The 15,056-nt window shown below is 50.8% G+C and carries 9 protein-coding genes; 2 read left to right on the top strand and 7 right to left on the bottom strand.

Annotation, left to right across the window (positions count from 1 at the left end; translation table 11 throughout):
- Positions 1-79: 79 nt before the first annotated feature.
- Entirely contained in the window at positions 80-895 is an 816-nt protein-coding gene (locus tag HWI92_RS01335) for a DUF481 domain-containing protein (RefSeq protein ID WP_204660414.1), read from the bottom strand.
- 48 nt (positions 896-943) lie between these two features.
- Positions 944-1,396, bottom strand: a complete 453-nt coding sequence (locus HWI92_RS01330) for an RpiB/LacA/LacB family sugar-phosphate isomerase (protein WP_204660413.1) — start codon at positions 1,394-1,396, stop codon at positions 944-946.
- A 161-nt stretch (positions 1,397-1,557) separates the two neighbouring features.
- Here HWI92_RS01330 and HWI92_RS01325 point away from each other — a divergent pair, with 161 nt between their 5' ends.
- Positions 1,558-4,926, top strand: coding sequence for a DEAD/DEAH box helicase (locus HWI92_RS01325; protein WP_229248692.1), 3,369 nt, complete (start codon positions 1,558-1,560; stop codon positions 4,924-4,926).
- On the opposite strand, the gene HWI92_RS01320 is transcribed toward HWI92_RS01325, so the two are convergent.
- The 4 genes from HWI92_RS01320 to HWI92_RS01305 are packed head-to-tail and all read right to left on the bottom strand — an operon-like array spanning position 4,923 to position 9,733.
- Positions 4,923-6,035: a glycoside hydrolase family 18 protein gene (locus HWI92_RS01320; protein ID WP_204660412.1), complete on the bottom strand. Its 1,113-nt coding sequence runs from the start codon at positions 6,033-6,035 to the stop codon at positions 4,923-4,925. The genes HWI92_RS01325 and HWI92_RS01320 overlap by 4 nt on opposite strands.
- A gap of 18 nt (positions 6,036-6,053) precedes the next feature.
- On the bottom strand, positions 6,054-7,514 hold the full coding sequence (locus HWI92_RS01315; RefSeq protein ID WP_204660411.1) for a fibronectin type III domain-containing protein: 1,461 nt from the start codon (positions 7,512-7,514) through the stop codon (positions 6,054-6,056).
- Between the two features lie 20 nt (positions 7,515-7,534).
- Complete coding sequence (locus HWI92_RS01310; RefSeq protein WP_204660410.1) at positions 7,535-8,437, bottom strand: magnesium transporter CorA family protein; 903 nt, start codon at positions 8,435-8,437, stop codon at positions 7,535-7,537.
- Between the two features lie 33 nt (positions 8,438-8,470).
- On the bottom strand, positions 8,471-9,733 hold the full coding sequence (locus tag HWI92_RS01305; RefSeq protein ID WP_204660409.1) for an NAD(P)/FAD-dependent oxidoreductase: 1,263 nt from the start codon (positions 9,731-9,733) through the stop codon (positions 8,471-8,473).
- A 207-nt stretch (positions 9,734-9,940) separates the two neighbouring features.
- Here HWI92_RS01305 and HWI92_RS01300 point away from each other — a divergent pair, with 207 nt between their 5' ends.
- Positions 9,941-10,798, top strand: a complete 858-nt coding sequence (locus HWI92_RS01300; RefSeq protein ID WP_204660408.1) for an SDR family oxidoreductase — start codon at positions 9,941-9,943, stop codon at positions 10,796-10,798.
- Between the two features lie 100 nt (positions 10,799-10,898).
- Here the strand turns inward: HWI92_RS01300 and HWI92_RS01295 are convergent, their stop codons facing one another.
- Complete coding sequence (locus HWI92_RS01295) at positions 10,899-14,750, bottom strand: PAS domain S-box protein (protein WP_204660407.1); 3,852 nt, start codon at positions 14,748-14,750, stop codon at positions 10,899-10,901.
- Positions 14,751-15,056: the final 306 nt, after the last annotated feature.

Raw genomic sequence — 15,056 nt, 5'->3', positions numbered from 1 at the left:
TCCGGCAATTTTAATGTGTCAACAGCAAGGACAGCATTCTTTACAGCATTCCCTGACAAGCCTGCCCGGCCACGATCAACTATTTATTCCCGACTGAAACCCCGAATGTAATCCGTGAATCATTTCTCTTCCGGGTAGCCTCCACGACACTTTCATAGGAGTTCTCAAAGCTGGTACGCAATGTCACCCATTTGTTCAGCGGGAGCTCAAATGTGAAAATGGTATTCCAGCGAAGGTTGGATAAATCGTTCAATGCAGGTTGTATGAAAGTAATGTGATTGATCCTGATCTTATCCTGTAAAATGGAGTGCTTCCCTTTCACCCTGAACGAATTACGTGCGGTCGTCACCGTCGCTATTTCCCTGAAATCCGTTGATTCGTACAGGATTGCATTGGTCAGGGTAAGGTTGTTGGCCGTACCCTCGATTAGCCGGTATCCCACGCCTGCGCCGCCCATGACCCGTAGTACAATGCGCCTCAGGTTGCTGGTTTCCAGCGCCCCGAGCCCGAACATATAAGTGCGGCTTTTTTTAAAAATATCCACGAAAACGTCCACATAGCTATCCCGCTCGGCGAGGAAGCCATTTTGCTTACCGTAGGTAAACCGCGGGTTGGTAGCAATATTGATAGCCGGCCCGCTGAATGTGAGTTCCGCACGCAGTACCATCAGGCTGCGGTTCACGTTCCCGCTGGTGAAGTTACCATCGCCGATAAACCGGTACCGGATCGTATCAAACAGGGGTGGCGGCGGTTTGGATACGCTGTCGAGCTTTGCGGCCACCGAGTCGGCCCGGGTTACGCTGGTGGTGCCGGATGTCTGCTGGCCCTGTGCCCAGCCGGAAATGCAGAAAAGTAAAAAAGCGGTATGCCTTATGAGGTACGCGGGTGTTTTCATCAACGCGATTTTGCAAAATAATAGTGCCAAAATGGGTTTAAAGCGCTTTCAACCCTGGTTCTGTTCCAATGCTTTTACCTTTCCGAGCCGGCGCATATGCCTTTCAGCCCCGGTAAACTCTGCCTTCAGGAAAGCGGTTACGAGTTCCTGGGCGGCCATGCTGCCCGTTACCCGGCCGCCGAGGCACAACAAATTGAGGTCATCGTCCTCAACACCCTGATGGGCCGAAAAGTGATCATTGATCAGTGCGGCACGCACCCCGTGGACTTTATTGGCCACGACCGATGCGCCCACCCCGCTGCCGCAAACCGCCAGTCCGCGATCAACCTCGCCGCCTGCGATTGCCTTCGAAAGCGGAACCACGAAATCAGGGTAATCATCCTGACTGTTGAGCTCGAATGCACCGAAATCCTGCACTTCGTACCCCTGCGAGGTGAGGAATGTTTTAAGGTTTTCTTTGAGCTCAAATCCTCCGTGGTCTGCTGCAATGCCTATTTTCATGATTTCAGAATGTTTAAATTTGATCTTTCAAATACAAGCCCGACCTGTAAAGGCGTGCGGCAAGTTCGTGATTTTATCAGACAATAAAACCCGGTTATGGGCAGCTTGTGACTACCTTTAACAGGTTTCCCGACTTAATTTCCATTGTTTTTTCCACTGGCGTGATCCGTACCAATCTGCATACCTACGTTCTGGACAACTTCAACCTGGCCGAACTGACGCATTCCGTGATCCTGAACCACAGCGCCGAGCTGCCTTCCACGGAAAAGCGGGGCTTTTTTGATATTGTACCCGAGGCAATCGACGTGGATTACGGTATATTCAAAATCCCTGCCGCCTACACGGACTTTGTGAAAGTAGTGCTTCGCCAGAATAAAACGAGCGTGATCCTGAGCTGCGAATGCGGGGCACCGGAACGGAAACTGTGCCCGCATCAGATCCAGCTTCTTTATAATATTTTACGATACAAAGACCTGCGTGCATTTTTCGATCAGCCGCTCCGGCACGAAAAGATCCGCCAGGCAGCCGCCGACTATGGTATGGAAAATGAACCGGAACCCGACCGGTTTTTCGCACTGGAACTGGCCGGCAAAGAGCTGCTGATCAAACCCCGGCTTAAAGAACTTATCCCCGTAAATGCAGCCTCGGTTGCACAGCTCGAAACCCGGCTGATGCCCGCGGCACCGCCCGAGCTGCCCGGCGAAAAGGCAGTGGCAGAAAACCGGAAAATGATCGCTGTACTGGGTCAGAACAAGTATTATGATCATTTTTTTCTGGAACTGTACGATGCGCCGACAACCCGCGACGGCAAGCTGAAAAACCCGCTTGTACCACTCAATGCATTGGAAATGATGTGGGACGAGGCCGACACTAGCGTGGTAAAGTTTTACTCCGCCGTGGCATCGTTTTCCAATAATTTCCGGAACAGTAAAACGTCCACCGACCTGGCCGGACTGAAATCTGTTGTCAGAAATCCGCTGGAAATTGATTTTTACTATCATAATTCGAGCATATCCGAGAACATCAGTGTGGCCTCGCTCGTGCCGGTGCGTATGGAGCGCACAGAAATGGAACCACAACTGATGATCGATCAGAAAAATCAGTTTTTCCAGATTTCGGGTGAACTGCTGCTCAATGGTGTGGCATTGGACCTGGAAACGATTACGATCCGGTTTGACTATTTTGTACTGCACCAGGATGCATTGCATTTGATCGGGAGTGAGGACACGCTCAAAATCGTATCCTTTTTCCGGCAGCACAACCAGAAAATCATGGTACATGCGTCCAAGTTTGAGGAATTCAGAACGCAGCTGCTTTCCCGTCTTGAAAACCGCATCCGGATTACCTATTCCTACCTCAGGCCTGCTACCCCCAGGCAGCTGGAAGAACAGGGTTTTAATGACGAACGCGAGAAGATCATCTACCTCGAAGAGACTGGCCAGTATATCCTGATTACGCCCGTGATCCGCTACGGGCCGGTGGAGGTGCCTGTATTTTCAGAAAAGCAGATTTATGCCATCGACGGGCACGGAAATCCCTTCGTGGTGGCCCGGCAGGATGCCGAGGAGGTGCGCTTTATCAGCATATTGAGGAGGCAGCATCCCGATTTCGAGGAGCAGAACGAGGGGCGCAATTTCTTTTATTTACACAAAACCCGGTTCCTGAGTGAAGACTGGTTTCCAATGATTTTTGAAGAATGGCAGGAGGAAGACATTCGCATCCTGGGCTTCAACAAGATCATGAAACAGCGCTTTAACCTGAACAAGGCAAGGGTATCGGTACATGTGATCAGCGGTATCAACTGGTTTAACACCACCGCAAATGTCTTTTTCGGAAATCAGAAGGTTACCCTCAAGCATTTACACAAAGCTGTCAAAAACCACACGCGGTATGTACAGCTGGACGATGGCACCACGGGCATGCTGCCTGCCCAGTGGCTCGAAAAATTTGCGGGATTTTTTGAGGCGGGCGAAATCGCCGGCGAAACCATACGCACACCCAGGATAGCCTTCCAGTCGGTAGCTGAGATGTACGATGCGGAAATGCTGGATAAGGAAGTGCGGGACGAAATCCGTTTTCTCCAAACCCGCTTCGCCGATTTTGACGCTATCCACGAAACAAAGGTACCCGCAGAGCTGGCGGCATCGCTGCGCCACTACCAGCAGGAAGGACTCAACTGGCTCAACTTCCTCGATGATTTCGGCTTTGGAGGCTGTCTTGCTGATGATATGGGGCTGGGCAAAACGGTACAGGTGATTGCATTCCTCCTGTCGCAAAGGGCCAAAGTGAAGCAGAACACCAACCTTATTATCGTACCTACCTCATTGATCTTCAACTGGCAGGGTGAAATGGAAAAATTTGCGCCGTCCATGAAAGTACTTACTGTATATGGCCCGGGCCGGGTGACCGACGTGCATGAATTTGACCGCTACGAGGTAATCCTGACTTCTTACGGTACGCTGCTTTCAGATGTGAATTTTTTGAAAAAATACCGTTTTAACTACATCATCCTGGACGAGTCTCAGGCGATTAAAAATCCGGAATCCCAGCGCTACAAGGCAGCACGCCTGCTGCAATCGCGCAACAGGCTGGTACTGACGGGAACACCTGTGGAAAACAACACCTTTGACCTGTATGGGCAGCTTTCATTTGCGTGCCCGGGATTGCTCGGCACCAAAACCCAGTTCCGCAATCATTTTTCCATGCCCATCGACCGCTTCAAGGATAATGCACGTGCGATGGAGCTTCAAAAGCGCATTAACCCGTTCATACTCCGCCGGACGAAGCGGCAGGTTGCCAAAGAACTCCCGGAAAAAACGGAGATGGTATTGTACTGTGAAATGGGCGATGAGCAGCGGAAAGTGTACAATGCCTATGAGCTCGAATTTTTCAACTATCTCAATGGTACGCAGGAAATCGACATACCCCGCAAGTCGCTGCACATTCTGCAGGGGTTAACCAAGCTCCGGCAGATCTGCGATTCGCCGGCTTTGCTGAATGATCATCTGTATTATGGCAATGCATCGGCAAAGATCGACGTACTCATGGAGCAGATCGGAAGTAAGGCAGGAGAGCACAAGATCCTCGTATTCTCGCAGTTTGTATCCATGCTGGACCTCATCCGCGATGAGCTTGTCCGCAGCGGAATACAGTTTGAATACCTGACGGGACAAACCAAGGACCGGGCCGCCATCGTAGACCGTTTCCAGCGTGAGCAGTCGGTAAGGGTGTTTCTGATCAGCCTCAAAGCAGGCGGTACCGGGCTCAACCTGACGGAAGCCGACTATGTTTATCTAATCGATCCCTGGTGGAACCCGGCTGTTGAAAACCAGGCCATCGACCGCAGCTACCGCATTGGCCAGCACAAAAACGTCATTGCTGTAAGGCTGATCTGCCCGGATACCATCGAGGAGAAAATCATGGAATTACAAAAAACCAAGAAGGAGCTGGCTGAGGACCTCGTCAAAACAGATACATCCATTCTTAAATCCCTCTCCCGCTCCGACCTGCTTTCGCTTGTGGGCCGTTAATCGAGATTACGGCTGATTTCCGTGATGAGGTATTCTTTTGGATCGCTGAAATATTCCCAGAAGAAAATGCCCGCCAGTCCGTTTTTCTTCACGTATTTACTTTTGTCCCGGATCGACTTTTCGTCTTCGTAAGTGATCAGCACCTTGGTTGAATCGTTGAAAAGATAAGGCGCATGTGCTTTCCGGTCGTAGTATTTCTTATAACCGTTTTGGTCAATGAGCGTATCTTTCAGCTTGGTATACCCGCCGCCGTCAGCCCTGCGCACCCTTTTTTCACCAAGCCCGTGGTGATTGGTCGTTTCGGCTTCCCAGCCTTTGCCGTAAAAAGCCGCACCGAGTACGATCTTTCCGGCCGGCACACCGGCAGCCATAAAGCTCTTCACAGACCGGTCTGCAGATGACACGTCGCCTTTTCCATACAGGTTGGTGTGGTGCCATACGGTGTTGTTCTTTCCACCGTAATCATAGGTCATGATAAAAATAAAGTCGGTATACTGCTGGACCAGCCCCATTTCGGTATTATCTACAAACGATTGTGAGCCGCCCACAGCCGTAGTAAGCTGGTACTTCCGCCCTTTTTCTTTTTCAAGCATATCCAGCTCAAACCGGATCGCCTTGAACATCAGGGTGAAGTTCTGCTTGTCCTCAGGCCGGTAAACATTCCCTTCCTCGCCTTTCATAGCCGGGTACTCCCAGTCGATATCAACACCATCCAGATCAAACTGCCGGACGATGTCCACGCTTGATTTGGCAAATTTGGCGCGGGAAGTTTCCGTCAGTACAGCATCAGAAAAATTCTCACTCCATGCCCAGCCACCAATTGAGATGAGGATTTTCAGGTCGGGATTTCTTTTTTTAAGCAGATTGAGGTTGCGAAAATTGGTGGAGTCGGTGGTCAGATTCGTCAGTATCGCCAGGCTGTCCTGCACATTGACAAATGCATAGTTGATGTGCGTCAGCTTTTCCGCATCAATCTCTTCCGTATTGACCAGCCCGCGAAAGCCGCCCACATAGCCGTTGACGACGTACTTCTTTTTTGTCTGAGCGGCCAGATGTCCGCTTTGGAGCATCAGGCAAAATGCAGCCACCAACCAGGTAAAATGTTTCATAGTTCAAGGGTTAAGTGTTTAATAAACAAAAATCCTGCGTGTAAAAACCATTTGGCCCGCTTCTACAACTACAATATAAATGCCCGCAGGAAGCCAGTCCAGACTAATATAAGCCGGGGAGGAAAACGTCCGTTTCACAACCCTGCGGCCAGTCGGGTCATAAATACGAAGCTGGGCGGGCTGTACCTGCATAAGCTTCACCACAAGCTGCCTGCCATCAGCGACATACACTTCGGCGCCGGCAGGAAGCACTTCTCCGGTAATAATGGAAGACGCACGAACAATGGCCAGCAGGCTGTAAGGCGAATCCCCGCCTGCATTGGTGGCTTTAATGCGGTACTGATAATCGTCAACTTCAAGGGAATCCTTGTCCTCGTAACTGGTAGCATTGCCCGGCAGATTGGCAATGGCTGCATAGTTTTCATCCAGACCTTTGGATCGCTCCACGACGATCTGGCTCGGACCGCCGCTCACCGGTGCCCATCTCAGCTGGATGAGTGCCGGCGCCAGCGGCACGGCCGTGAGGCGCTCGGGCTGTGCGGGAACAGGAATGCGCTGGGTAGTGGCAGCAGCCACATTGCTGTACGGAGACACACCCACTGCATTGACGGCTCTCACCCTGTAATAGTACCGGGTGTCCGGCGTGAGGCCGAGGCTGCCAAAACTGGCGGCATTCGGCGGCAGGGTTCCGACTCTCGTAAAGGTATTTCCGTCGGGCGATCTTTCTACCTCGTATCCTGTTTCATTGCCAGCATTGTCCCGCCAGGTCAGATTGATCTGGGAAGATGATGTGGCGTTTGCCTGCAAGCCGGTGGGTGCGGCGGGCACAACCTGCAAGGTAGCCGCGCTGGCGATATTGGAGTAGGCCGATTTGCCGGCAGTATTTTTTGCCAGGATTCGGTACCAATAGCGCGTCACAGGCACCAGGCCGGTGTCGGCAAATGCTTCGGTATTGGCAGGCAGATCGGCTATTTTGATAAAATTGGTCCCATTGAGCGAACGTTCCAGCTCAAAGCCCGTCTCGTCAGAAGCATTGTCGCTCCACGCCAGGTTGATCCTGGTTCCCGAAGCGGCAGTGGCCGTCAGCACATCCGGGGCTTTGGGGATGGTGATCAATGGCGGCTGGGTGGTAGCATTTGCTATGGCCGAGTAAGCGGATGCGCCGGAAGCATTTTTGGAGCGTATCCTGTACCAATATGCGGTGGAGGCTTTCAGGCCGGTATGCTGGTAGGTCACCACATTCACAGCTACCTCGGCAAGCTTTACAAATGTTTTACCATCAGCCGATTGTTCCAGCTCGAAAGCTGTTTCGTCGGCAGATGCATCGGTCCAGGTAAGGGTAATCTGGCTGGGAGATACGGCCGTCGCTTTAAGGTCGGCCGGTGGTTTGGGAACTGCAGCCATCGCAGCCGTACAAAGCATTCCCAGGAGCAGACAGGCAAAAGCCGGAGAAAGTAGCCGCTTATAATTAAGGATCATGGGTTCAGGGTTAAAAACCGTCACAGCCAGCCCTTTTTCTTGAACCAGGCGTAAACGGCGGCGGTAATCACAGCCATGAGAATCATCACACCCGGGTAACCCCACTTCCAGTGAAGCTCCGGCATGTAGTCGAAGTTCATGCCGTAGATACCTACAATAAAAGTCAGCGGCATGAAAAATACTGAAAATAACGTTAATACCCGGACAATTTCATTGGTGCGCTGGGAAGAAATCGAGAAGTAGATCATTACCAGCTGGTTCATATTTTCAAAAAGCGTATCGTAAATACTCTGTAGTTTGACATACAGGTCCCGGGTATCGCGGGTATAGGCATTGGTGCGGTCCGGGGCATCGAGTTTGTCTACAATTTCGTGGGTAAGCATGATCACGCGCCGGGTTACCTCCACCCTCCTCCTCAGGTAGTACAATCCCTGCAGGAGCGAAGCTTTCCGGTTTTTGAGGAACATGTTTTCTTCATAGTACTCAATGTCCTTGATGAGCTTGTCGGACTGCGTTTCAAATGTTGTCAGACAATTTTTTACAATTTCATTGACAAGCTGGTGAGCAGTTTTGCAATCGTTGTTTTCGAGCTGGTTATCTCTAATCATTTCCGGCACCGACCATGGCTTTTTGTGAATGGTGATTACCTGGTGCTCATTCATAAAAATGGCCACCTTGTCGGTCAGCTCGGTGACGGTATCGGCCTGTGGTCCTGTTTTTTCAGCATGTGAGCGGATGATGATAAACACGTATCCGTCCAGCTTTTCCACCTTCGGCAGGTGATCGTGCTGCTGCAGGTCTGCAATATGCGATTCGTGCAGGCGGTATGTGTTTCCTGCATCCTTTAATTCTTCTTTCGTGGGAGCTTCAATATCAATCCATTCAAAATCGTGCTCTTGCTCTTTGGTAATCGTGTGGATCATTGCCTGGTTTGAAACGGGGGTAAAATTTGCGGGCTATTTGTCGGGCTTGGCGTCCATGATGAAGCGGAGTGACTGGTCACGGGTGAAAAACGCCACCATCCAGTTGGAAAATGTTTTGACCCGGTTGCGGTACCTGATCAGTGAAAACAAGTGAATGACCAGCCATAGAAAGTAAGCGATAAAACCCTTGAAATGCAAGCCGGGCAGGTCGGCCACAGCCTTGTTGAACCCGATGATCGCCATAGTACCTTTATCCTTGTAGTGAAAGTCGGACAAAGGTTCGCTCCGAACCAGGTTACGCAGGTTTCTGGCCAGGTTCCTGCCTTGCTGTATGGCTACCTGGGCAAGCTGCGGATGGCCGTCGGGAAACTTCTCATCCGTGTTCATCAGGCAGATATCGCCTATGGCGTAGATGTTTGCAGTGCCTTTCACCCGGTTGTGCCCGTCTACCATCACCCGTTTGCCCCGGCCGAGAATTTCCTTCGGCAGTCCGGGCAGGTTCACAGCCGTCACGCCGGAAGTCCAGATCAGGGTTTCGGTCGCTATTGTTTTTCCATTGGCAAACGTCACCACGCCGTCCTGGTAATCTTTCACTGCGTGGTCAAGCAGGACTTCTATGCCCAGTCCGCGCAGCTCTTCCAGCGTTTCTTCCTGTGATTTTTTACTCATTGGGTTTAACACAACCGGCAGGGCATCCACGAGGTAGATCCTGATTTCCTCCCGGTTCAGCTCGGGGTAATCCTTCTTGAAAATATTCCGGTGCATTTCGGCGAGCATACCCGACACCTCCACGCCCGTAGGACCGGCCCCGGCCACTACAATGGACAGAATCTTGCGCCGCTCTATCGGATCAGTGATTTTGGTGGCCTGCTCTTTTTTAAGCAGAATGTGGTTCCGCAGGGCAAGTGCATCTTTAACCGTTTTCATGGGCACCGAATTTTTCTGCACATTTTCCATTCCGAAAAAGTTGGACTCGGTACCGGTGGCGAACACCAGATAATCGTAGTGCAGGTCGCCCGTGTCGGTCCTGATCCTGTTTTCGGCAGGAAAAACCTCCTGAAACTCGCCCAGACTAAACCTCATATTATCATCATTCTGGAAAAACTTGCGGTAGGGATAGCTGATGTTGGATGCCTCAAGAAAGCCCGTTGCTACCTGGTACAGCAGCGGAGGGAAGAAGTTGTAGTTATTTTTATCAACAAGCGTAATTTCAAATGAACGGTCATGGGACAACTTTTGTGCCAGGTTAATCCCTGCAAAGCCCCCGCCTACAATAACAACTTTCTTACGGTCCATAGATCGTGTTCCATTTAGATTTCCAAGACGAAGTTGATAACATAATTGTGCCTGTCTCCTGCTTTTGCGGGCTGGTGCATCCCCTACCCATGTTTCTGCATTAAAATGACCGCAGCCAGCCTTTTTACCGCTGATATGCAGTGGCTGACGTACCTGGCATGCTGTTTTAGAAAGTGGGGGCATTCATCAAATACAAAAACCAATATCATGAGCTACGACATTGATACCAAAGGGCAGACGCAGGACAAGCAGCCCGGCATAGAGCACGAAATGGATCCGGCACCGGTGATTATCCGTGAAAATTACCGTGGAAGCAGCAAGCTGGAAGGCAAAGTGGCACTCATTACAGGCGGCGACAGCGGCATCGGCCGGGCCGTGGCAGTACATTTTGCGCGGGAAGGTGCCGACGTGGCCATCGTTTACCTGGACGAAAACAATGACGCCCAAAAAACTAAGGAGCTGGTAGAGGCAGAAGGACGCAAGTGCCTGCTGATCTCGGGCGATATCCGGGAGGAAAGTTTCTGCAAGCAGGCGGTTGAGCAGACGGTGAGCGAATTAGGGAAGCTCAATATCCTGGTAAACAACGCAGCTGAGCAGCATCCGAAACCTTCTATTGAGGAAATTACCCGTGAGCAGCTGACAGATACATTTGCTACCAATATTTTCTCATTCTTCCATTTTACCCAGGCTGCACTTCAGCACCTGCAGGAAGGTGATGCAATCGTCAATACCACATCGGTTACGGCATACCACGGCAGTCCGCAGCTGCTCGACTATTCGTCCACCAAAGGAGCTATTGTTGCATTTACGCGCTCCCTGGCCAACAGTCTTGCAGAGAAAGGCATCCGTGTGAACGCAGTTGCGCCCGGTCCCATCTGGACCCCGCTGATTCCGGCTACTTTCGATGCCGAGAAGGTGGAAAAATTTGGAAAAGACACCCCATTCAAACGTCCCGGCCAACCCGCCGAAGTAGCAACCTGCTACGTATTCCTGGCATCCGACGACGCATCCTATATGAGCGGACAAGTCCTCCACCCCAATGGCGGGCAAGTAGTAAACGGTTAATACCAATTAAAAAAGCGAAAGGAGATGCTCTCACATCTCCTTTCGCTTTATATAACATCCTCCCTCATCCCTTCCTCCATAGTCCCTTCCTTCCTCCTTCCTACCCCTTCTCCCTAACAATCCACCGGTTCAAAGCATGTTCCAGCGTGTCTTTCAGGACAGGTTTGGTGAGATAGTCGTCCATTCCTGCGGCAATGCATTTTTCACGCTCGCCGACTACGGTGCCTGCGGTGAGTGCGAGTATGGGTATACGGTCGCCCCTTTCAATGTTCCTGATCTGCCGGGTAGCTTCGTACCCGTTCAGCTGCGGCATCTGGATATCCATAAAGACCAGGTCAGGCTGTATTTCGTCAAACATGACCACAGCCTCAGCCCCGTTCACTGCCTCTCGAATGTCTGCATTGGGCATAATTTTGAGCAGCATTGTCCTGAGCAGCAGCATGTTAATCTTGTGATCTTCGGCGATCAGGATTGTAATAGGCTCGGAAAGTGAATTGTCTGCTTGGCTGCCGTGCTGATCGTAAAGCTGCTGCAAAGCCTGCGGACTCCTCAGACCGATATGCGACAGGGTATGGAAAAGCTGCTGAATTTTGACAGGCTTTACCAGGAAATGCTGGATATTAAGATCCTCCCGCAAAGTTGAGAAGGCTTCATCTTCAAAAGTATCATTCAATAAAATAATCGGCTGCCTTTCAAGTCCGTCAATCGCGCGCATTTTCCGGATCGTCTCAAACCCGTCCATACCCGCCATCACTCCATCGACCAGGAACACGTCGTACTTTGCACTGCTGGCCAGCTTTTCGAGCGCCTCCTGGCCGCTGCGGACCACATCCGCGCGGATGTGTTTGTTTTCCAGCATTTCTGCCAGTATATGCCCGCTCTTGCCATTATCGTCCACCACAAGGATCCGGCGGACATTATCAGGATTCTCCCATTCAAATGCCTCCTCTCCTACTACCTTTTTGATGACGACATCGAAGAAGAACACACTGCCGATATCCACTGTACTTACAAGCTGTAACTTGCTGTGCATCAAGCCGAGCAGGCTGTTAGATATGGTAAGTCCCAGCCCGGTACCTCCAAAACGCTTGGTAGTGGACGAGTCCTCCTGAGAAAATGCCTCAAAGATCTTGCGCTGGTTTTGCGGTTCAATCCCAATACCCGTATCACGTACCGAAAAACGCAGGTTCAGCTCCTCGTCGCTTACTTCGTTGAGCACCTCGATTTTCAGTTCAATTTCACCTACCTGGGTAAACTTCACTGCATTGCTCAGCAGGTTCACCAGGATCTGCCGGAGCCTGATGGAGTCGGTAAACACAAAATGAGGCACAGCCGGCGGAATGTTCAGCAGCATTTCCAAATGCTTCTGCTGTGCCTGGTACGTGACCATATCCGCAACCTGCCCGCATATTTCAAGCAGGTCGGTTTTTTCAGGTACCAGTTCGAGCTTGCCGGCCTCTATTTTTGAAAAGTCAAGAATATCATTGATAATGTCCAGCAGCGAGTTGGCCGACTGAAACACCATGGACATATATTGCTGCTGGGTTTCGTCCAGATTGGTTTTCATCAGCAGGTCCGTAAACCCGACCACGCCATTGAGAGGGGTGCGGATTTCGTGGCTCATATTAGCCAGGAACTCAGATTTCAGCTTACTGGCAGCTTCGGCGTGTTCCCGCGCTTCCAATAGCTCCATTTCGGCCTGCTTACGCAAGGTAATATCCCGGATAACGGCCTGTATGATCTGCTCATCGTTGATTTCAATGAGGTTAAACAAAACCTCTGCAATGAAAGTCTCGTCCGTGCCGATGCGGCGGTAAACCCATTCAAAGCTGAAACTGCCTTTTTCAAAAACCGCATCAATATGCTGCTGCTGCAACTCGGCTACTTCCTCCTGCCCGTCGGTTTCGGGCGACAAATAGCCCAGGGGCATATCCACCAGCTGCTCCACCGACGACAGCCTGAACATTTTCAATGCGGCCTCATTACAATCCAGATAACCCTTTCTGTTCAGCAGTACCACCGCGTCGCTCGTTGCATCATACAGCCTCCGGAACTTGGCTTCCGAGTTCAGGATATCCATTTCAGAGCGCTTGCCTTTGGTAATATCCTGAATCGCCCCGAAAACGCGGACGCAATGTCCGTCACGCATCTCCGCCTTTCCGATGGTACGCACCCAAACCTCATTTCCCCTCGCCGTGATCAGCTGAAGTTCCTGGTCCCAGGGTGTACCGAAGTTGATACATTCGTCCAGGGCCCGGGTTATGGTATCACGGCTCTCTCCCTGCTTGTAAAAGCTGACGGCCGAATTTCTTTTAGGGATAAAGTCTTCACTAACCTCATGAATATCCCTTGTAATGGACGACCAGAAGAGGTCATTTTCTTTGGGATAGAGCTCCCAGCCTCCCACGCGCGCTACCTTATTGGTTTGTTCGAGCATGTCCGTGATCCGGCGCATCTCGTCCTCCGACTTTTTTCGCAGCGTGATATCCCGCGCCAGTGCAATGAAGTTGGTGCAGTTATGCTGGTTATCAAATACAGGGGTAACCTTTACATCCACCCAGTATTTGGCCCCGTAGCTTGTGTAGCAAAGTATCTCTTTCTGGGTCACCTTGTGCTCCTGGCAGTCGGCATAAATGCGTTCTGCGGTGGCAAAGTCGGTTTCCGGCCCGTAAATGAGATCGGGCGGCCGGATGCCTTTTACATTTTTCCAGTAGTACCCGTTTTTCTCCTCAAATGCACGGTTCACCCAGGTGATAAAGCCACGGCTGTCCGTGATCACGATGTAATCCGTCGTATTGGAGGCCACCACCGACAGCTCCCGCAGCCTTTCCCGGGAGTTTCGCAGCTCGGTAATATCCTGGCTTGTCAGTACAATCTCATTCTTCAGTTTGTCGCGCTTGGCGGTAGTACTCCGCCACGACCATTGCCCGTCCTTGCAAAGAATACGGTGTTCCAGGCCGAGCGTCATAGGCTCACCTGTGGCTTCAATCCTGATCAGCGCATCGGCGAAAGCTTTCAGGTCGTCGGGATGAATAAAGTCAGAAATGCGTCTACCGAGGGACTCCGAGAGTGTATACCCGAAAGCGGTTGTCCAGCTGGGTGAAACGAAAGAAATACAGCCATCATCCGCCAGGGTGAACAATACATCCTGCATGTTGGTGATCAGCTTTGTCAGATCTTCCTCCGCGCCAGTCCTGTCCAGGATATCATACCCGATACAGAAAATCACCTTGATCTGTCCGAGATGATCAGTAAGCCCGGTAAACTCCCAGTGGGTGGTCTTGATCTCACCGGTATGCATTTCTTTCCTCAAAACGACCGTATGCGGCTTGTTTGGCTCTGTCTTGCACTTCTCACCGGTCGCCAGACATTTCTCTATGTCTTCCGGAACAATGCCGAGCATGGAAGACTTCCCCAGCAGCTCCTCTTTGGTAACATTATAAAATTCGCAGAAATAATCGTTTGCATACACATAATTACCTTCCACATCCACCCCGATGACATACATTGACTGGCTGTCCATGAACGTGCCATAAAGCTGGGTATCATCGGGCAGGCTATCGGTTTGTGCGGTACTGAAGGTATTGGCGGCCTGAAAGCCTGTAATGATATATTTGGAATCTGAAACCTCATCTTTCCGGAATACAGAGCGCAGCACCAGGAACTGACCGCCCCAGCTGATCCGTTCTGCATAGGGCTTGTCCGACCGGGAAAAGTGTTCTTTGACGGATTGTACGTAGACATTAATCGCATTTTCCGGACCTTTCAGTATGCCCGCGACCTGCCCGTCTTCCACGCCCAATATCGCAGCAAGCCTTGCATCCGCCCAGTGCTCTGCGGCATCCTGATACTTCCATATCAATACTCCCTCCGTACCCGAATCCTGAATGAACTCGTAAACGGATTCGTCTGCACGCAGGATATGGTAAAGTACTCTCCTAGTTTTATTCATTAGCTAAATGCCCATCCGGACGTGAGGTCAGTCTACCTTCCAATTGGCCCTACAAGATAGTCTTTATTTGAATATCAAACGACCAACCATCATAAAGTTTGTAATACTTTTTAGTTTTTGGATAAAACAAATACTACAATACTTTACGTTTTTGTAAAAAGATCGCTCAATTGTAAGCATTTCTGCCCTTAAATAACATTCAATCCGGTACCATCGTGCAGGGCGGGGATTTTATGTACCCCTAAACGCCATTTCAGCTACTTTTATTTTTAAATGCAAAAAACCCTGTCATTTGCACATTTTCCT

The organism is Dyadobacter sandarakinus, assembly GCF_016894445.1.
GTDB classification, from domain to species: domain Bacteria; phylum Bacteroidota; class Bacteroidia; order Cytophagales; family Spirosomataceae; genus Dyadobacter; species Dyadobacter sandarakinus.
Note: the sequence above shows the minus strand (reverse complement) of the source record. Positions and strands in the feature narration are given on the sequence as shown.